The organism is Rhodobacter flavimaris, from assembly GCF_021378075.1.
In the GTDB taxonomy this organism is placed as follows: Bacteria; Pseudomonadota; Alphaproteobacteria; order Rhodobacterales; family Rhodobacteraceae; genus Rhodobacter; species Rhodobacter flavimaris.
The window spans coordinates 140958-163344 of record NZ_JAJUOS010000009.1 but is presented as its reverse complement, the minus strand read 5'-3'; the positions used below and the strand labels follow the sequence as shown (position 1 = coordinate 163344).

Sequence of the window (22387 nt, the reverse complement as noted above, 5' to 3'; positions counted from 1 at the left end):
CGCCGTCCCCGATGGTGATCTGATCGCCGAGGTCGCTACTGGAGCTGATCGTGTTGACGAAGACCTGGCCATCACCCTCGTAGGACAGGGTATCGAGACCGTTACCGCCCTCAAAGTAGACCGGCACCGCGACTCCATCGCGCACGACAAGCAGATCGTCACCACTGCCGCCATTACCGCGGATCTCCTGCACATGGGCAAAGATCTGCTCGCGGCCCGAATAGATGACGCGGATCGTCTGGAGGCCATTCACCGCAGGCTCGACCGCCTCGATGATATAGGTCTCGCCGATGGCAGCGTCGCCAACGCCGCGGTCGAGGTTGTTAGCACCCATGTTGAGGACCAGGACACGAGAAGAGTCGGTCCAGTCAGTCAGGGTTCCGTTGATGTTTGCCCCGCTCTGATCGCCCGCCAAGTAGATCGGCCGCGGGAATTCGACATAGCCCACGGTGAAGGACATGCTCACCGAGATCTTGACGAACAGGATCTTCACACTGGCGCTGGCGGAGATGACGATCGGCACGCGGCCGACACCCGTGGCGGTGGCCGAGAAGCTGACCGAGACCGTCGCCCAGCTGATGTCGAAGGCGCGCAGCGACACCGAGGCCGATCCCGAAACCCCCAGTGTGTAGACGTTGTTCACCTTGAGATAATAGACGCGGATCGAGAAGTTGCCGCTCAGCCCGAAGCTGTCGGAGCCCAGCACCAGCCGTCCGCTGAGCGAGAAGTCGAAGAAGCCTTCGGAATTGAACCAGCCGGTCACGCTCATGGTTGCCAGGCCGAAGAAGTCCATGCTGGCAGAGAACGAAACCTCCCAGGCGTTGTTCTGCACGGTGATCGTGAAGGAGGCATCGAACTTGAGGACCTTGAGGAACTCGACCGAGCCAGTCAGAGAGATCTTAAAGCTGTTAGCGGCGATCAGGCGCCCTGCAAGGGTCACGCTGTTGCCCATCGTGTTCAGCATCAGCTTGCCGCTGGCCGCGATGTCGATCACCAGCGCGATATTGGCGTTGATGCTGACATCCAGCAGCAGGGCAAGGCCCAAGAGGTTACCGCTGTTGTCGAAGTAAAGCGCCGCACCGCCAGCCGCGCTCACATTGAGGCCGCCAAGGGTGAACATGACCTCGAACTCGATCACGAACTGGCTTGCCTGCACGGCGATATAGACCCGGCCCGAGGCAGTCGCGAGACCGAGGAAGTTCACCTGCCCCTCGATTTCGAGGCTGAAGCCCGAGGCGACGGTCACGCTTTCGGTATAAAGCTGGTTCTGGGCGTTGGTCTTCTGGATCGAGATCGTGCGCGACGTCGAGAACGTATTGAGCTGGAACGTCGCGGCACCGGTGATCTGCAGCGGCTTGCTGCCCTCGGCGCCCGGTCCGATCCCGAAGTCGAGCGAGATCTCGGCGTAAATCACCAGACCGCCATCCGAGATGACCAGCGCGCCGGTCAGCTGGAACGAGGCGACGCCGATCAGGCGCGCTTGCACATCAAGCGTCGCGATCAGCTCGAAGCTCGGCGCGCCGCGCAACTCGAAGACAAAGGTGCCGGTCAGCTCGATGACGTCCGAGATCACGAGAACACCCGAGACCCGTAGCCGCAGACCGTTCTCGATATCCAGATCGCCCAGGTAGAGGTCGCCAGCCTGTGCAACATTGGTGATGTCGGTGTTGGTGCCGGCGATGACCGCGTCATACTCGGACTGGGTGATGATCGTGCGGACCGTTTGCGTGCCGGTGTAGGAGCTGAACTCGAGCAGGATAGACAGGCCGCCTGCCCCGGCGACGACGCCCGGTATGACCAGCCCACCCACGAGGTTCAGCGTCGCACGCCCCATGACGCCCGCACTGGCGGGGTCGATATCGGCGCTCATGTAGAGCGTGCCCTCGACCGCGCCGAAGTTGGCGATCTGCCCGGAAACCGAACCCTGGATCGTGAACACCGTGCCCGCGACACTGACCTGCACGAAGCCGTTCAGCGTCAGCGTATCGAAGAGCGTGATCGAGCCGCTGATCTGGATGACGAAATAGATATCAGCTTGGCCGGAGGGCTGCTCGTTATCGCCGATATTCGGTGGAGCGCCCCAGATCGTGATGCTGGTCGGCACATCCGACGGCAAGAACGGCACGAGGGCATCGGGCACCTCGAAGACCTGATCCTGCTTGGTCGTATTGAAGACCAGCGAAACCGTCGCCTCGAACCGGAAGATGCTGGATGCGATCGCGCCGAAGCTGCCAGCATTCTGCTCGGCCGACGAGGAACCATCGGCGTCATCGACATCGTTAAGGCTGATATCGACCGACAGGTTGCCGGCGATACCCGGATTCTTGCCCGAGTTGTTGCCGTAGTTGATGATCAGCACACCAAGCGCTCGGCCCTCGATCAGGCCCACGACGTTTACATCGGCAGCGACGAAGACCTCGGTGCTTTCGGCCGAAATCTTGAGGTAGAACGCCCCGGAAAGCGAGGCATAGACCGTGTCGCCCGCGTCGGGGTCGTCACCGGGCGCGGTTAGCTGCATTTCGCCCGCGACGTAGAAGACGACCGAATTGCGGGTCAGTTCGTAGGTCTGATCCTCGGAGTAGAACTTGGCCGTGCCGTTCACACTCTCGATGAAGTAGATCTTGCCGCCGTCCGTCACGCGCCACTGGGTACGAGCCGAGAGGTTCAGCGTCATCTCGACCTGGGCCTCGGCGCTCAGCGTCACGCCGAACTGGGAAAAGGCCGAGATCGTGGCGGCATTAGCGGTCGACTTGGTGTAGAAGGCCGAGGTGCTCAGGCCAAGGGTGCTGGTGTCAACCGTGTCATCCACGCCGCCATCGGTGCGGGTCAGCTGATCGCCCGGAACACCTTCAAGCGAGAGCGTCTCGATCTTGTCCTCACCGGACATGTTGATCATCAGCGTCGCCACGCCCTCGACATGGACGCCGAACTGCTTGAGCGCGGTGAAGTTCGGCTGGATCGTCGCCACGCCCCAGAACTGCGGCAGGCCGCTCGACAGGCCACCCGTCTCCATCACGAAGCGCGCGGCAGCCGAGCCGATATTGCCCAGCTTGTAAACCGTCATCGTGCCCGACGCTTCAAGCGCGAAGCGGAACACGGTCGAGCCGTCGGCCTTGATGTAATCGCCGAAGGTCAATTCGGCCTGGGCACGCAGCTCGATCAGCGGCTCGTCCGCGATCCCGGCCGAGTTCAGCGTGATCGAACCGGTGATGCGGATGAAGAAGACGCGGGTGGTGGCCGGATCGGCGTCCTCGGCCGGGGTGCCGCCGCTTTGCATCTGGTCGATGACACGGAAGCTCTGGGTGCTGGCGCCGCCTTCATTGCCCTGCAGGTCGGCCCAGGACCCGGCATTGAAGGTCACCGTGACCGTGCCGACGTCGAAGCTGCGCGAGACATAGTAGCGGAAGGTGCCATCGCCGAGATCGGTGGGCGTCACGTTCAGCAGGGTGACGCCGGCGGCCCCTGCACCGCCCAGGGTGAACTCGTCCCCGTTGATCGTGGCAGCGTCAATCGCATAGAGCGCGTCGGAGCCGAGCGTTTCGAAGCGGATATCGATGTAGGAGGAGGTATCGGTAGCCTTGACCGAAAGCGTGGTCGGCGCGGCGGCTTGCGATGCAGTTGCGCCATAGGTCCATTGACCCGCGGCATAGGAAAGAGTGAGCGTATCGCCGACAGCGGCATCGGCGGAATCAAATGTTACCGCGTACTCGCCTGGGGGACCGCGCGCGAAGAGGTTGGTGATGGTGATCGAATTGCCATCCACGTCCTTGAGCGTGAAATCCGTCTTGGCGAGCGAGGAGAGCGACAGCGTCTGGCTGGAGCCGAGCGACAGAGCGACATAGGAGAAGTTGCCGTTCTGCCCGTTGATTGCGCCCGAGGTCGCCACCAGGTCTTCGGAGTTGGTGGCGGTGATCGCCTTGATCGTGCCGCCGTCGGTGCCCAGCCAGTCGAAGCTGCCCGAGATGAACTCGACCGAGACATTGTTGTTGAGGTTCGAGCCCGCGAAATCTCCCAGATACCAGATGCGGAAGATCGGGTTGCCGTTGGCATCCTCGCCCATGTAGAACGGGCTCTGGCTGTCGTCTATAGTGATCGTGTAGCCGGTGGCGGTCAGGATTATCTCGGCGCCCTCGTCGGTGACGCTGTCGATATCGATCCCGCTGGCATAATCGGGCAGATCGAAGGTCACGTCGATATAGCCGCGCTCATTGAGCGGCGCCTGCCCCACCGTGCCGCCATTGATCGGATCGACGACACTTGCGCCCAGTTCGACCAGGCTGAAGCTCTGGGTCTTGGCATCGTTCACATAGCTGCCCGACCCGAAGCTGCCCTGGGTATAGCTGACCTCAATCTCACCCGCGGTGAACTTGCCGCTGAGGAAATAGCGCACGGTCAGGCCGTCGCCGACGATCAACGCCGAGGCGACCGTGACCCCGTTCGCACCCGCGCCCGCAAAGCTGATCTCATCGCCGAGTGTCGTGCCAAAGTCGATCTCGTCGCCATAGGTCGGCGTGTAGCGCACGTCGATATAGGCGGTGGACAGCGTGCCCTGAGTGAAGCTGACGGGCCCGGTCGCGCTATCGGCCGTGCCATCGGCGCGCAGCACGGTAGCCTCGCCTTCGTAGGTCGCAATCCGCTCGATCGTGGTGCCAGCGGAATAGGTGCCGATGGTGAAGTAGCGGAAGACGTAGTTGCCGCTGGTCGCGTCGGGGTTCAGCCACTCGGGCGCGATGCTTGCGTCGAAGGCAATGCCACCCGACCCACCGACAAAGACGAACTCCGGCGCGAGGTCGATGATCGAGCCGATATCGAGCGCGCCGCCTGCGGGCCGCTCGAAGCTCAGGTCGACATAGCCGCGGTTGTTGACCGAGCCGAGGCCCGTGCTGCCCTCATCCGTCGGCGAAACCAGATCGCCCTGCGGCCCCGAAACGGTAAAGCCGAGGGTCTGGGCGCGGTTCTTCGCAGTGCCGCCGAAGCTGTTCGCCGCGATCAGAACCGTTGCATCGCCGATCCCGAGCGAGCCATCGGCAAAGACGCGGATCACACCATTCATCTCAAGCAGCTGCGTCACGGTCAGGCCAGCGATGGTGAAATCGCCAATCGCCAGATCGTCCGAGATCGTCTCGCCATAGGCCGCATGCACGGCGATGTCGAAATAGGTCCGCGCCCCCGGCAGCGTGCCGCTCGCATCGACATAGGCAGAACCGTTCCAGGTCTTGATCTTCATATCCGATGCATCGGGCATCGTGTCAGGCAGGAACGAGATGCTGGTGCGGTCGAAGCTCAGCGTGATGTCCTGCGGCAGCAGATCGCCCGTCAGCACAGCCGGGTCGGCCCCGCTCTGAACGGTCAGGACCTGAAGCGAATAAACGAAGGTTACATCGGTCGGGTCGTTCGGATCGTTCTGAAGCAGAGCGGGCTTAGCCCCGTCCGTCAGTTGCACAAGGAAGGTGCCGCCGGTCAGACGGTTCGTCTCGCTTGTCGTAGTGGCAATCGAGAATTCATTCAGCAGATCGAGCACCGACGCCGTGTCGAGCGTGTAACCCGCCGGGATATTGGTGAAGGTGATCTCGACGGTCGATTCCGTGATGCTGATCGAGACATCACCGGTCGCGCTCGTAGCGGTTCCGTTGGCCTCAAGGCCCGGCAGACCCGCGCCGCTATTGCTGGCATAGCGCACCGACCAGCCGTCTTGAACCGGCGTCACCGTCAGATCGGCATAGGTCTTGGTGTTGTCGAACTCGCCCGTCAGCCAATAGCGATAGATCGGCGCGTCATCGGTGCCGCCGACGCGCTCCGGCGCCACGCCGTCGTCGATGCGGATGGTGCCAAGACCGTCGCCCGACAGAACGAACTCTGCCCCGCCATCGGTGATCGAGGCTGCATCGTAAATGAAGCCGGTCGCCAGCGTCGGGAAGGCGATGTCGATGTAGTTGCGCAGTTTCAGCACATTGACGTCGATCGCACCGCCCGCGCCAGGATCGACCATCGTCGCGGTCGCGCCCTCGACCACGATCTCGAAGCCCTCGGTCGCGCCCGCATTGCCCGCCGCATCCACCCAAGCCCCGGTGAACAGGATCGCATAGGTGTTCGGAGCAAAGTCGAAATTGGCGGCCGTGATGTCATACCGGAACTGGGTGATCCCCTCGCGGGTCAGCAGCTCCAGCAGCAACTTCGTCCCCGCAGCATCGTTGATCGGGTCGTAAGTCGGCAGATCGCTAACCGCATCGGCACTGTCGGAGGCGACGACACGCCCCTCGGCATCAAGCTTGAGCGTCTTGAGTTCAGCCTGACCGTCATCATTGATGAACATCAGGACCGGCACCGGCGTGGCCGAAACAGCGATCGCGTTGCCCGCCACCGCCCCGGCAAGCGTCGAAGAATGCAGCGTGAACTCGGCATCCGCATCGAGGATCGCGCCGTAATCAAGCGCCACCCCGCCTGCCGACTTGAAGTTCAGCAGGATCGACTGGTTGTCGTTGGCGACATTCACATCGACGGTATAGCCGTTCTGCGTGGCGCTGTAAGGCGCGCCAAGTTCCGCGGTCGGAGTGACAATCGAGAAGAGCGCGTCAGCGGTCTTTGCGTTCGTTCCGGTGGTCTGGCTGGTGCCATTCGCCCAGGTTCCGGCGACGAATTCAACGGTGTAATCGCCGACCGCCAGCTTGCCGTTATCGAGATCGGAATCGCTCGTGTCGATGAAGTAGCGGATCCGCCCGTCACCCATCGAGATCGCCCCGATGATCGAAATCTCGTCACCCTCGTCGTTCCACAGCTTGAAGGGCGCCACCAGATTGGTCGCGATGGCCGCCAGCGTCTCGGCGGTAATCTCGCCGCCAAGCTCGGCGATGAACTTGATGTCGAGCCAGGGCCCGGCAACGGGCGTGACGGTGGCGGGTGTCGTGTTGTCATCATCGCCGCCAACGGGTGAGTAGACCGTGTCGTTGGTCGAGGTCTCGGCATAATACCAGGACTGGTAGATGAACTCGTAGGTAAAGCCGCCGACCGTGCCACCGATCAGCCAGAAGCGGTAGGTATTGCCCGAGACATGCACTGCTGCCTGCGAGGTATCGAGCACGAGGCTGCCGCCGGTCACCGTGATCTCGGGCGACAGGTCAAGGATCGAGGCCGCGTCGATCGTCGCCCCCGCGATGGTCGGGAAGGTGATATCGACATAGGCACGGTTGTTGAAGTTGCCGATACCAGTGACAGCGCCGTCAGCCGGGCTGGCCAGACGCTGCGTGGGCGTGGCGGATTGCTCCTCAACCACGGCGAATTGCGTGGCCTCGCCCAGGATATCCTTGAAGCCGAATTGCAGCGAGCCCTTGATCTTGAGCAGATCGAGCTGATCGGGAACCTTCACGAGCAGCAGGATCGTGGCCTCGCCCGAGGCGATCTTGGACAGGTTCGCGTAAAGCCGTGCGGACAGCGACAGGTTGTCGGCAGCGAAGTTCAGCTGTCCGATCACCAGGATCTTGCCGTCGGTCGAAATCTTGATCGTGACCTGCCCGTTGAACACCGCTTGGGAGGCGTAAATCGTGTAGATCTTGGCCGAACCGGTGATGATCATGGGCGAGGTGAAGGCCGCCAGGAACCCGCCGCCGATGGCCGAACCACCCTGGATCGCGAGATACTGACGCACGACCTGCGCTTGCACGGAGTCGAGCCAGTCAGCGACCGAGACATTCAGCGGCAGCGCGAAATCCGGGCCCTCAAGCTGGTCGGGGTCGGTGATGTCGGGCAGCGACTTGAAGAAATCCACGCCGCCGGTGAAGTCGTTGATCGCAAGGCCCGAGTTCGGCTCAAGCACGATCCCGCCGGGCACCGAGGCCGAAACGAGGACACCCAGCGGGCCAAGCTCGGACAGGGCAAAGCGGATCGTGAACCCACCCACACCGGCCATCGAGAACCCGGCCTCGACCCCCATGAAGAAGATGCGGTCCTTGACGTGGCTGGTCAGATCGAAGGTCGAAAGCGGCTGATCGTTGTCGCCGATCCGGATGATGCCGCCGATCAGTGCGCCCGTGATCTCGCCGCCGAAGGCCTTGCCACCGACTTTCACACCGAGCGAGTCAATCCCGATGATCGGGAATTGCCCGGCCAGCAACAGGCCGACATCGATGCGAATGCCCTCGACTGTGCCCTCGAAGGTCAGCCCGTCATAGCCCTGCAAACCGGTGATCGCAGCCGACAAGGTCAGGACGAAATCGGACGGGTCGGCCTGGATATCCGGCCACTGGATGCCAATCTCGGTGATCCGGATCGGGAGCCAGCTGGGCCATTTAAAGCTCGCGCCCGTAGCCGAGCCCACGCCAATGAAGACACCAAAGCCCTGCTTCGTCACGAAGGTGCCATCGCCCAGGAAGGCGAACTGGCGCGCCTCGCCCGAGAGCTGGAGCGAGCCGATGCGCAACTCGGCACCGATCGAGGCGAAGCTGATCAGTTCCTCGTCATCGGCCGCACCCGTGTCGAGCTGGAAATCGACCCCCTTGAGCTTGAGCACCGAGCCGATGTTGATCTCGAAGGTGTCAAGCTCGAAGATAAACCCGTCAACCTCGCCATTGGTGAAGGTCAGGCCAGCCTTGATGGCGATGGTGTCGGTCACCGCCTCGCCCGAGACGCGGTCGGTCACCTTGGCATTGACCGCCTTGCCAGGCGCGAAGGTGGCGCCACCCGAACCAATGTAGATCAGGCCGTCGAAGTCCACCTCCTGACCGAAGATCAGCGAGAAGTTCTCAACACCGATCCGAAGGTCGTCGAACTCCAGGATCGAGCCGAACTTGATCTTGCCCGTGCCGCCATCGCTGCGCTCGACCGTCTGCGCGCCCGAACCCGAGGTCGCGCCGGTGCCGGAATAGATCAGCTCGCCCTGGCCGATACGGAAGCCGTTGTCGTAGATCGTCAGGCCGGCGATCTGGCCCAGCCGCGTGATCTGGCCCGCGATGCCAAATTTCGGGAAGGTAACCTTGATCGTGTCGATTTCCACCAGCTTCTGACCTGCGCCGGTCGGGGCCGTCGGATCGGCCCCCGTTGCCGGGTCATAGGCCGGATCGTAGGTGATCAGGATGTTCGAGGCCTCAAGCGTCACGACATTCGGGATGGTCCCGACGATACGGTCGGCCGAGATCGACCACTTGCCGGTCGGCGAGACCAGCGGATCGACTCCGTCGCCCGTAATCAGGTCGAGCACGCGGATGCCGATGTCAAACTTGACCAGCAGGTTGGTGATGGTGATCTGCGTGCCGCCGGTGTTGGTCTGCGTGCCGTTTGCGCCCTGCGTTGCACCACCGAAGGCCAGCGAGGCGCTCTCGGCGCCGATACCGATGGTGATCACCAGCTGGCCATCCTTGAAGCCAAGCTTGCTGATGCCGAGCGTGGGCGACAGGATCGACACCGGACCGATCTTGATCGGCGTCGCGGCCTGACCGGCGGGCAGCTCCTCGACCTTGAAGGTCTGCGAATAGGCCGCCGGCGCGATCGTGCTGGAGCTGGTCGGGGTGTAGCTGTCCACGCCGCCGAAGAAATGCGAGGCGCCTTGCTCGTCGGTGTATTTCCACGCCCCGGCGACGAAGACGACGCGCACATCCCCCACCCCGAAGGCACCGTTCGAGGGCGAGGTCGCCTGCGAGGTCGGCACCTGCACGGTGCTGCTGCTCGAGGTCGTCGCGGCCTTGGCGTAGATGTAGTAGCGGAACGTCGTGTTGTTGATCTTCTTGACGTCGAACTTGTACGCACTGTTGAAGAGCGGGTTGACGTTGGTGGTGCCCGAGCCTTCAAGCCGGATCTCGTCGCCATCGATGGTGGTGTAATCGAGTGCTTCGCCATTGGGCAGCACGAAGCGGACCTCGATATAGCCCTTCGAGTTCAGCATCGACTTGTCGATCACCGCGCCATTAAAGGGCGAGGCCAGTTCGACCGACGGCGCGGCGTCGGGCTCGGTGGTCGCAACCAGCTGGCTGATGTTTGCCGCAGGCGTCGCGCGAACGGTGAAACGTTCGTACTCGGCGGCGCCCTGCGCACCCAAACCGTCGCGCCAGGAATTGGCAAGGAACTGGACCTCATAGGTCACGTTGGCAGGCAGGCTGGCGGGCGTGGTGATCTGGTAGCGGAAGGTCGGCCGCGCCGCGCCTTCGACCGCGGTGCCCGCGCCGTTCACCTGGATGGCGACATTCTCGGACCCGCCGTAATTCGCATAGATGATGAACTCCGGGTCGATATCGGTGATCGATGTCGGGTCGATCCCCATCGGGTAGAGATCGCTCTCGAAGCGGTTCACGTTATTGAAGGTAACGTCGATATAGGTCAGCCCGTCGAGATCGACGATCTGACCATTGAGCGGCGAGGCAAGATCGGCCGTCAGCGGGCGCAGGTTCGTGGTCTGCGTCAACTGCACCGTCTCGCCAAAGAAGGTGTAGCCGGTCACACGCATATCGGCGAGTTGGAAGCCAAGCGCACCACCGAAGCTGAAGCGCGCGGCGCCGGTCAGGCCAAAGCTCTCGCCGCCCGGCGGGGTCACCGTGATCGAGGTTTCCGGTGCATCGACGTCGATCCGGCCATCGGGGGTCTTGGTGAAGATCACATCGAGCGCCGAGATCACCAGCACATCGCCCGTCGCATCGACACCGAAGCTGATATCGACATCACCGCGCACGCGCTCCATCTGCCCCGCGATGAAGGAGATGGCGATCGGATCGGTCCCCGTGTCACCCTCAAGCCGCGGCAGACCGCTGTCGACGACACTGAAGGCAACGCCCGAGTTGTTGATCCAGACCTCGACCGAGCCAGAGATATTCAGCCCGGGCAGGCCAAGCACCTGCACATCGCCCTTGGCATAGACAGCGAACTTGCGATTTGCATCGACGCCGAACTCATAGATGGCGATGACCGTATCGGTGATCAGCAGGCCGACATCGTCATCGGGGTCGTCGAAGTCGCCCTTGTCACCCAGGAAGATCGTGATGTCGCGGCCAACCTTGCCGCTGGTCGCACCCGACGGAAGCGAGGCTGCATCGCTCAGGCTACCCTCGATGGTGAAATAGGGATCGTAGCTGAGCTTGATCTCGGCCAGCGCGATCTGGTTGACGTTGGGCTGACCGCGGAAATCAAGGATATAGGTCGCCTCGCCCACATCCACCGTCTCGTAGATGTCTGTCCGCGCGGTGGTGTTCATGCGGATGATGGCGGTGGCCCCGGCCGAGAAGCCCGCGAGGCTGCCGGTTGCCGTCACCTCGATCTGCGCGGCGATGCCATTCGTCGTTGCGGTGGGGTTCAGCGCGCTCGAATAGAAGATCAGCACGCCCTTGCCGTCCGAGATGGTGAAGGACGCGCCCGAGGCATCCTGATAACCGCCCGTCACATCGGCAAAGGCCAGCGTCATCTGCTTGTTGCCAAGGCTGTCGGTGAACTGCGACAGCATGAGCGAGCCAGCCAACGTAATCTCGGGGTTGGAACCCATCGTGGTCGAGCCAAGATCCACCTTGAACGCGGCGTTCTCCAGCGAGACACGCAGATACTTGCCGCGCGGCAGATCCAGCACATTGCCATTGCCGAAATCGACCAGCATCGCCTGGGGCGCGGTGTTGATTTCCAGCTTTGCCGTGGTCGGGGCGTTCGGATCATCGGAACCGATCTGGTAGGCATTGGTGCCATCGTCGAACGAGATCAAGGGCAGGATGACCGAGAAGCTGCCCGCCATGCCGGTCGGCGTCAGATACAGCAGCGCCGAGCCGCCAAAGGTGTAATCGCCGAATTTCAGGGTGATGTCGGTCAGCGCGATCTTCGAATAGACGGCCCCGGACGCGGCGGTGACCTTTTCGAACAACAGATCGCCAGAGAATACAAAGTCGGCGTCCGATGCGCTGGTGGGCGTGGTGCCCGAGAGATTGACGAGAAGCTGGATCCCCGTCCCCGCCGGATTGCCATAGGCCGAAACCGACAGGAAAGTGCCTTTATACCCCAGCCGCGCAAAGGCTTGCAGCGGGCTGAGTTCTTCCATGGGGGTCGCCTGACCGGGGTCGAGGCCCGTGACCTCTGTAAAGTCGAAGCCCGCGAGGACGGTTTGGGCCCCTGCCCCCTGGGTGCCGGACTTGCCCTGGTTGAGCATCAGTTCGACATTGTTGGCAATGATCGCGACGCCCGGAATACCGGCAAGCGAGACAGAGCCGATCGAGGCATAAAGCGCGGTAAACTTCTCGCCCGCGGCCATAGCCACCTTTGTGACCTTGTTGATCTGGTTCAGCATGGCTAGGCGGAAGCTGAAATCGCTCAGCACCAGGCCCTGCGCGTCCGAAGTATCGGCCAGCGGGGTCACGACCGGATCAGCCCCCGAGGTATCGACTTCGAAATAAGGTCCGCCGGTGCCGACGAAGGCATAGATATGATCCCCCGAGATCTCGATGGCGCCGAAGGTCTTCTCGTTGACGCCGGTGCCGATGGTCAGCTCGGCGCCCTTCTGGAAGGCAACCTGACCGGCCAGGAAGACATATTCCTCGAACCCGATCACGACGAAGCCCGAGGCTGCGAGGATCGCATCGTCCGCATCAAGCGTCACGATATCGTCGGTTTCCGGCCCCACGCGCACATCGAAACCGTTGCCGCCATCGAACGCGCCAAGGTTCAGCGCCTTAGGCGTGCCGGTCAGGTTCTTGCCCTGATTCAGCTCAACCTCAAGACCATAGGCCGACAGGGTGACGCCGTCGATGCCCACCAATTCCACATCGCCACCGGCCTTGAGCGCCATGAACGAGCCGCCGTTGGCTGCATTCGCATCCGCGGCAAGGATGACCGAGCCATCGGCATTGACCGAGCGGAACATCGCCAGTGCAATGTAGGCATCGGTGATCTTCAGCCCGACCAAGTCGTTCTGCGCGTTGAAATCGGCGGTCAGATCGTAGCCCGTGCCGACGAAGATGTTCACGGCCTTCGCACCCACGGTCACCGCGCTCAGCTTGCGTGCCTCACCCGTGGACAGCAACATGTCATAGATCGCGTCCGACTTGGTGAAGGCGAACTTGCCCTGCACGAAGACATATTGGTCGAAGCCGATGGTGATCGTGCCGGATACTTCGAGCGTCGCGACAAGCAGCCCGTCGAAGTTGACGGTCGTTGCGCCGATCTCGATATCCCACGTGCCGCCGGGGCCACCGAAGGCGAAATCAAGCGTGTTATAAGGGATCGGATTGCCGCCATTCGGATCGGGCAACTCGCCCGCGCTGTTCATGATCAGATCGAGCGACCCTTCGACCACCACATTATCCACACCGACCAGCGCGGCCGTGCCGGAGGCCTTCACCACCATCCAGCTGCGCAGCGGGGTTGCGGTGGGGTTCAGCGGGTCAAGCGGCATCTCCTTGACGAGATGCATCCCCATGCTGTCGAGCGAGAGCGCGACGCCGGTCGCCTCCGAGTTCGGATCGACGCTGCGAGCGGTAATCTCATTATTCTCGACCGTCTCGATGATCGTCGGCGTGCCCACCCCGGCAAAGACCACAGCATGGGCGACACCGATCGACAGCACCGAGACGTCGAAGGCGGTGGTGGACCCCACTTCACGGGCGGCAACGTCGTCGGTCTTGGTGATGGTCACATCGCCCTGAATATAGACGAACTCGTCGATCACGATGGTCGCGCTGGCGTAAAGCGCGAAGCCCGACTTGACCATGTCGAGCAGGCCGGTGGTGACGGCCGAGGTATCGTCACCATCGGCCGAGGTCGCGGTCATCACGTCATAGCCAGTCAGGTTGCTGTCGCCATCGGCCCACTCTTTCGAGTCGAGGTTAACCGCCTGGCTCCAGTCGAGCACGCTGATCGCGCCATTCGCATCGGCGGCCTTGTTCATCTCCAGCGACAGCTCATCAAGCGCGAGCGTGATCGGGTCGATGCCGGTCAGGCTGGCACTGGCGATATTCGCCTTGAGACCCGTAAAGCTGCGGGTGTCGGTGGTCGGATTGGCCGCCTTGACCGAAGCCAGAACCAGATCGGCCTGACCGATCGTCACGCCCGGGCCGCCGGGAATGCCGATGAAGAAGTTCGGCGTGAAATCGAGGGGATCGTCAACGCTCGTGCCGATATGCAGCCCGATCCGGGTCAGGCGCGCGTCATTCATATCGGTCGCGATGTTGAACACACCGTCGTGGTTCACATCGACATCGACGATGTCCTGGGCCATCGAGAAGCGCGCACCAATTTGCACAAACCCGAAGGCGTCGAGCGTCAGCCAGCCCTCGACCAGCGTGCGATCCGCCTGAGCATCGAAGGTGACGGTGATGCGTTCGTACTCGGTGGTGTTCTCGTCATCCTGACCGTAAGTGAAGCTCACCGGGGCCGGGGCGTTGTTGGCGGGCTCCAGCGGATCAGGGGTGCCATCGAGGTCAATGAAGTTCCAGTCGAAGGCATTGGTGACCGGCTGACCATTGACCAATTGGGCTGTCGGCTTGGTAGCGTAGTAGTCCAGCGTGAAGCGGTTGACCTCGATGTCCAGTCCCTCGGGCAGGCCCTCCAGCTTGCCCCCCTCGACCGAAGCGATCACCGCCGTCGCCGAGGGCGTGGTCGTCGGCGCAAGCGTGCTGTTGGCCGGGACCGTCGCCTTAACGATTGCCACCGCGATATTGGCCGAGGCGACGCTAAGGCCCACACCGCCGGGTTGGCCAACCAAGAGATTGTTCACCGACAGGCCAATCAGCATCAGGCTAGCGTCTTCAAGGCCCGCCTGCGTGCTGTCCAGCTCGGCCTCGATGGCGTTGAACATCTTGACGTCGAAGGTTGCCTCACCCGAGACGAAGCCGTAGATATCCAGATCCAGCGCACCCGAGATCGAGAGGTCAGTATCCGGCTCGGGCGCAACTGCGTCGACACCCAGATCCTGAACGACCGTGCCCCAATCAAGTTGTTGGTTGTTCACATCGCGCCCGTTCAGGGCAAAGTCGAGCGAGTGGAGTTCAAGCACCAGGCCCTCGGGCAGGCCGCGCGGCGCGACCGAGTCCGCATGGGCGGACAGCGCGGTCCAGCTGCGCGGCGTCGCGCTTGAAAGCGGATCGATCACCTCGGTGACCGAGATCAGGTCAAAATCCACCCCCTCAGCGGCGAAACCAAAGCCCATGTTGGCCACGGCATCGACCCGGTCGAACTCGTCATATTCGAATTCGCCGCCGGACCCGATGAAGACGTAGCCACCGTCGATCGAGAAGGCGAATGCCTTGGTCGAGATGCTCGTACCCGTAGGATCGTCCAGCATCGCGTCACGGATCAGGCCAGACAGACCACCCGCCAGCAGGATCGAGCCTTCGATCTGCAACTCGACATAGGCCGAGAATTCGATCCCGAAGCCCGCGTCAAGCTGCGTGATATCGGCCAGAGCATTGATCTGATCGACGCCGGTTGCGCCCCAATCGAGCTTCTTGGCGTTCACATCCGCGCCGTTCATCGCAAAGTAAAGATCGCTCACCGTTGCCGTCAGCGGCAGGCCCTGAAGCCCGGCTTGCTCGACCCGAAGTGCCATCGCCATCCAGCTACGCGCCGGTGCCGCGGCGACCTCGGTCACCGTCACCAGTTCGAGCGAGGCATTAAGCGCGACAAAACCCATGCCCTGGTTGGGATCGATCGAGCCATTCAGAAGCGCCCCATCAACCCCGGCGAAGAAATCCATCTCGGAAATCGTGAAGACCAGAACCTTGGCCTGCGTCAGGGTGCCGTCAGCGTCGATATCGGTGGCGACGGCCACGTCGGCCAGGAAGCTCTTGATCGAGAACTTGCCCGTCGCCAGCACATAGCCCGCCACGTTCAGCTCGCTGATCGTGCCCGAGACCTCAAGGATCGCAAGCGCGCCCATGCCGTCGGTCGGGTCGCTCAGCGTCAGGTTCAGCAGACCGTCGAGACCGATCCAGTTCATCACCGAGGCCGTCTGCCCGGTCGCCGGATCGACATAACCGAAGTTGCCCGCGACCAGAATATCCGACAGCACCAACGTGAAGCCCGACAGACCCACTGTCCCGACCGAGGTCGAGCTCATCCGGATCGCCGACCAGCTCTGAACGGTGCGGGTCTCGACGACACCGTCGGTCAACGGGTTGTCGGCGGCCTGCGTGACCGAGGCAAACTCGACCGTCACGCCATTGGCATAGATGCCGATGCCCTGGGTCTGATCGACGGCGGTGATCTTGTTATCGACCCGGGTAAAGACCCCGTCCTGACCGGCGAAGAGTACGCCGCCGGTCAGTGCAAAGCTCATGATCGAGGCGCCACCGACCACGATGCCGTTGCCGTCGTCAATGTCGGTCGTCAGGATCTGCCCCGTCATGGTGCCCGCGATGGTGACGAAACCGTCCACCGTAAACTCGACATAGCCGCCAAAGGCGATGTTGAAGGCCGCCCCCATCTCGGTCACGTCGAAGTATTCCGTCGAGGCGAGCGCGTCGATCTGGGCGACAGTGGTCGCACCCCAGTCGATCCGCGCGCCGGTCGCGTCGGCACCGTTGAAGCCGAAATAGAGATCGCGGCCCTGGATCGTCACAGTCGACGGCAAGCCTTGAAGCGTCACGACGCCGACATCAAGCGCGACAGCCGTCCAGCTGCGCGGAGTAATCAGCGTGGCTTCCTTGACGGTGACAAGCTGCACGGAGGCGTCGCCCGCCACAAAGCCCGTACCCTGATCGGGGTCGATGGTTCCGTCAGCCAGAAGCGCGCCATTTACCCCGGCAAAGAGGTTGAGGTGGCTCAGCGACAGGATCAGAATGCCTGCGTCATTAAGCGTCTCGGTGTCGCTGATCTTGACCGAGGTCACGAGGCTCTTGATCGTGAATTCACCCGAGGCAACGATCACGCCTGCAACATTCAGCTCATCAAGCGTGCCCGAAACACCGAAACCTTCGGTCGCATCAAAACCCTCGGTCGCGTCAGCAAGGCCCAGCGTCGTCAGCCCGGGTGCGGCGCCAAGCGCACTCCAGTTCAGCACCGAGCCGTCTGCGGCGGCGAAGTTGCCTTCGACGTTCAGATCGCTGAGTGCCAGCGTGAAGCCGTCGATCCCGCGCAGACCGAGCGAGGCGACCGAAATGCGCACCGCAGTCCAGCCAAGGGCAACCGTCGCATCGTCCCACTGGGTGGCGGCATCGCCATCGTCGGCGGGGTTATCGTCGGTCGCGCGGGCCGCACGGCTGATCTGCGCGAATTCAAGCGCGTCGCCCGCCCCGAACGTCGCATAGATACCGGTGCCCTGATCGAGCAGCCCGATCACCTTGTTGGTCGAAACGTCGCGGTCGAACGCACCGCCAGCGCCCACGAAGATCGACGCGCCGGTGATCTTGAAGCTGGTGATATCCGCGCCGATCAGGCTGATCGCGCCATCGTTGATATCGCCGCGCGAGATCGCCCCCTCGACCGTGCCGGCAACCAGCACGAAGCCGTCGAGGGCCAGATCGAGCGTGCCGCCAAAGGCAATCTTGGTCGTGTTGGTGATCAGCGCAAGGCCGGGGAAGTCACCTGCGTCGACGATCGCGCTCCAATCGAGCGCGGTCGCGTTGAGCGAGGCGGTGTTCATCCGGAAGTAGAGATCCGAGACATTGAGCGCAAATTCGGCAGGCAGACCGCGCATACCGACGTAATCAGCCGCAATCGAAAGCGCGCTCCAGCTGCGCGGAGTTACGGTTCCAACCGCATCCTTGACGATCATCACCTCAAGGCTTGCGCCAGTCGTCAGGAAGCCGGTGCCCTGATCCGCAATCCCGACCGGCACATCGGCAGCATAAGTGAAGGCACCATCGACACCGGCGAAGAAGTTGACCTCGCTCAGCTTGATGCGGGTGACCTGCGCGTTGTTGATCGCGGCTTGGATCTGATCGTTGATCGTCTCGGTCGATGCGCTGAAGTCAAACTTGGCCAGGACGAAGACGTTCGACGCAACACTCAGCGCAAGGCGGCCCGACACCGCAAGCTGGTCGCCCGGCCCAAGATCGCCGAGGGAACTTGCGGCCGTGGCATCGTTGATGCTCGACCAGTCGAGGCGCGGCCCGACACCGCTGGTCGAGTTCGACGCCAGCGCCATCTCGCTGAGGCGAATGGTGACGACGTCGATGCCCTTGACCTCGAGCGCCTGGAGGCTTGCCAGCACACCGGTATATTTGACGCCGGTATTGAGATCGGTGAACAGCCCAAGGGCAAGCGCCCCGCCTGCCGCATAGAAGCCTGCGGCATCACTGGCTAGGACGACGCTCGCCGTTCCCGTGTTGGTATCGGTGCTCAGAGTGGCACCGGTGCCAGCGAAGAACACCACGTCTTCCAGCGTGATATGGGTCAGCTTGCCATTGCCGATATGTGCGAAATCGGGCGCGTCGACCACACCCGCATCGGCACTGGCAGCGACCGCGCGCAGCCCGAATTTGCCAGCCAGCGCAACAAAGCCGCCGACGCCAAGCGTGAGCTTGCCCGAGACTTCAAGCTCGGTCGAAGCGATGATATCGCCAAGCGCGGAAGACACCGCCGCGACATCGACGCTCGACCAATTCAGCTTGGTCGCGGTGCTGGAGCTGTTGAACAGAACCTTGAGGCTGGCGAGAGTGAGCGTGACGCCGGTAACATTGACCAGGCCAAGCGAGCCCAGGGCCGCCGAGACGCCCGTGTAGCGCACATTCGAGCCGTCGGTCGTGGTAAAGAGGGCAATCGCAAAGTCGCCATCCGTAGCCGAGAAGCCGGTCGCGTTGGTCGGATCGATACCACCGACCCCGTCGAAGGCGCCGCCCGAGCCCGCAAACAGGTTGATATCCTGCAGCTCAATAAACAGCACGTCGCCCGTGATTGTGCCACCTTCGGCCGTCGCGCCGCTGGTCTTGAGGACGGTAAAGCTGCCGGTCAGCAGAACGGTGTCCGAAATCGAAAGCTCATCGATGGTGGCGCCGATCAGGAATTGCTCGGTCGCGTCGAAACCGTTGGTGTCATCCGTGATGCTCAACCCAAGGTCGAGACCGGCCCAGTTCATCAGCGATCCGCCGACATCGGCGATATTCGCCTCAACGATGAAATCGCTGACCTTCAGGGTAAAGCCCGGCACACCGCGCACTTCGACCGTGGCGGCCGCCAGCTTGATTGCGCCCCAGCTTGCCTCGACAGCACCGGTCAGCGCGTTGACTTTCTTGACCGATGCAAATTCGAACAGGCTTACAGTCGCGGCAAAGCCCGTTCCGCCGGCGGCAATCCCGGTCACGTCGCCCGTCAGCAAGTCATGGTCAAAGGCCCCGCCCGTGCCCACGAAGATGAAGCCGGAGGTGAGCTTCAAGGTCATCACCTTGGCGTCGGTCACCGCGATGGCGGTCGGCGAGTTGCCGTCATTGATCGAGGTGGTCTCGACCGAAATGTCGATCTGGGCTGCCAGAAGCACGGTGCTCTTGATCGCGAACTCGCCGCGCACCGAGATATCGATACCGTTGAACCCGGGGGCGAAGGTAAAGCCCACCCCGGCCCCGGTGAACTGCGACTGGCTCCAGTCGAGTGCCGCGCTCGAATAGTCCACGTCGAGCTTGTCGATCACGGCAGTGACATCGTCGATGCCCCAAAGCACCGCCCCCGCCGACAACTGAAGACCGGTCACGGTCTGCGCGCCTTCGGCCGTGAACATCGCCAGCGTCATCGAGAGCGAGGGGATCTCGAACCCGGTCGCGTCGGTCAGGTCGAGCGTGGCACCACTGATCACCGCCCCCACGCCCGCGAACAGCCGCGCATTGCTGACCGTCACGACCAGCAGCTTGCCATTCACCGTCGCCGCGTTCTGGTCGGTCACCCCGGTTACATCAGTGCTGACCAGACCGAAGGTGCCCGCGATAAAGACCGAACCATCGACCGTCAGCGTCGCCGAGGCCTCAACCTTGGTGATCGTCGTTGCGAGCGTCAGACCGTAGGACTGCAACGCCGCCTGACCCCAATCAAGCGCGGCGCCGCTCGAGGCGCTGTTGCGCTGGATCGTCAGCGAGGTCACCTCGACGCTCACCCCCGGAATGCCCTTGCCCGCGGCCGACACGGTCACGTCGATCGCAGTGTAGAGGGTCGGCGCCGCCCCGGCGGTCCGAAGGGTGGCGATCTTGCCCGAGAAGCTCGAGACGTAGAAACCGAACGCGTTGGTCGTATCGACGGTCGGGTTCGACAGGTCGGACGTGTCAAAGACTGCACCCGTCCCGGCAAACAGTTGTGCGGACTGGAAGCCAAGCACCATCAAATCGCCGCTTGTCGCGGTCGCCCCGGTCAGCCCGCTGACCTGGGTCTTGGTAAAGCTGAAGCCGCCCGCGATCAGCACCTCGCCACCGATGGCAACGGTGACCTTGCCCGAGATCTGCATCAGCGGCACGGCCGCGCCGGTCGAGGCCCCGCCGATCTCGGAGACAACCACCGCCGAGGTGGGAACGCCCGCGCTCATCTCCTGATCGGTCACCAGGGACAGGTCGGCGTCGCGCAGCGTCGCGGTGACACCGGCGACGTTCACGAGGCCCGCCGCGTCAACGGCGCCCTCGGCCAGCAGCCACTGGTGCCCGGCGTCGTCGCGCACCACACGCAGCGAGAAGGACAGGTTCTCGACCTTGAAGCCGACCGAGGTGGCAGGCTGGCCCGAGGTGAAGAACGCATTCGCCCCGCTGCCCGCGAAGACCGAGCCACTGGTCAGCCCGATGGTAAGCACGCGCAGATCGGTGACCGCCGTCAGATCGCCGCTGTCGGTGTTGCGCAGCACCCCGCTCTGACCCGACAGGTTCGAGAAGGTCAGCGGGTTCGATACCCCGTCCGCCGTCGCCACCGTCAGGAAGTCACCGATCGAAACCTCGAACAGTCCGGCATTGCCATCGAAGCCACCGATCACGAAGCCCGGGCCATCGAAGACGAAGGCATCGGCGGCGGTGCCACCCTCAAGCGACTCGACGCCGGTGAAGGTGATGGTCAGGCCACCCCAGCTAAGCGAGCCTGCGTTCAGATCGGTGATCGTCCAGATGGTGTCAGCGTCCGGACCTTGGATGGTGTCCGCGAAACCCGAGCCCGCCGTGATCGAGGTGATCGGGCTACCCGGCGCACCATAGGTCACCCCGCCAACCGTGACGGTGCCATCGGCATTCACGATGTAGGTCAGGTCGCTGTCCGCAGTCCCGTCGAGGACGCCACCCGACTCACTCAGTGCCCCGGCGACGGGGGCAGCGATGGCGGGGGTGAGGTCGGGAAGTCCGACACGCTCACCCGCGGCGAGGGTCGCGTCCATCACGGTCAGGCCGCCGTCGTGGTCGTGGCCGAGCGCGTGGCCGATCTCGTGCAGCAGGACGGTCAGCAGATCGACGCCGCCCGCAGCGGCCCCGTCGCTGGCCACGAGGCGGTCGCCCACCAGACGGTCGAACTCGGTCGCGTCGCCGGGCGTGGTGTCGATGAACCAACCGGCGCCCGCCGCGTCGATGTCGATCTCGATGAGGGTTCCGGTGATCCGGGCAAGCACCCCGTCCTCGAGATCCGTGATCGTCACGGTCAACTCATCGAGGATCGCCGCATCGCCAGCGAGGTCGCCCCACATTCCCAGTGCATGGCGGAAGAGCACATCGAGCTCCTCGGCGGTGAGCTGGGTTGCATCCCCGGACGTCGCGGTGGCGCCATCCAGAAGCAGGTATTCGCTGTCAGGGGTCGGGGGTGCGCGGGCCGGGTCAGAGCCCGTCTCATCGCCGGAATTGTCCGTGTTTTCGGTGCCTTGCGGCGGGTTTCCGGCGGTATCTTGGTATTCAAAAGCGCCCTGCCCGGCGGGAACGCCGGGAATATTTTCATTAATTTCCAATAGGTTAATGATTTCTGCCGGGGGTCCGCGGGCTTCATGCCCCGTCCGATCGGCTTCAGCGGGCACGAAGGGGCTGCGGCCGTTTTGCATGGCCTCGCCACGTTCCCCGAGCACGCTGGAAAGCAATTCTTGCAGCTCTGTCGCAAGGCCCAGATCCCGTTCTTCGCCCGTCTCAGAGACAAGCGCAGCAACCTCGGGGCCCAGTTGATCATCGGCATTTTCGGCCTGCGAATGGGCCTGTTCCGCAACCGGAACGGTCCAGTCTTCGGGCCAGGAAACGCCTTGTTCGGAAGCCTCTGCCAGGTGTTCCTCGGCAGCCAGTTCATCCTCTTCATGTAGGTCTTCGACCATCTGGATGATGGCGGAAAGACCCTCTTGAGGGTCGATCTGGTGCGCCGTCGCGGCTATCCGTGCAAGTTCGCCAAACACCGGGTCCGCCGAAAGCAGGACGCGCGGCTCAAGCGCCTCGATACGGTAGTTTTCTTCGCGATGAAGTTGATCGTAATCGGAACCCGAGGGCTCACCGGGGTCATTTGCGTCGGCATGCTCCGAAACGCGGGAAAGATTCCCGCGCAGGAAGTCTGAGATTTTTGAAATCCCGAAACCCGACAA

Annotated in this window: 1 protein-coding gene (running past one end of the window); it reads right to left on the bottom strand. The window is 62.8% G+C overall.

Annotation, left to right across the window (positions count from 1 at the left end; translation table 11 throughout):
- A protein-coding gene (locus tag LZA78_RS12715; RefSeq protein WP_233677315.1) for a proprotein convertase P-domain-containing protein crosses the window boundary here: on the bottom strand, positions 1-22387 show its 5' portion. The gene continues 15773 nt to the left of window position 1, outside the view; only the first 22387 of its 38160 coding nucleotides appear in the window; its start codon is at positions 22385-22387; the stop codon falls past the left edge of the window.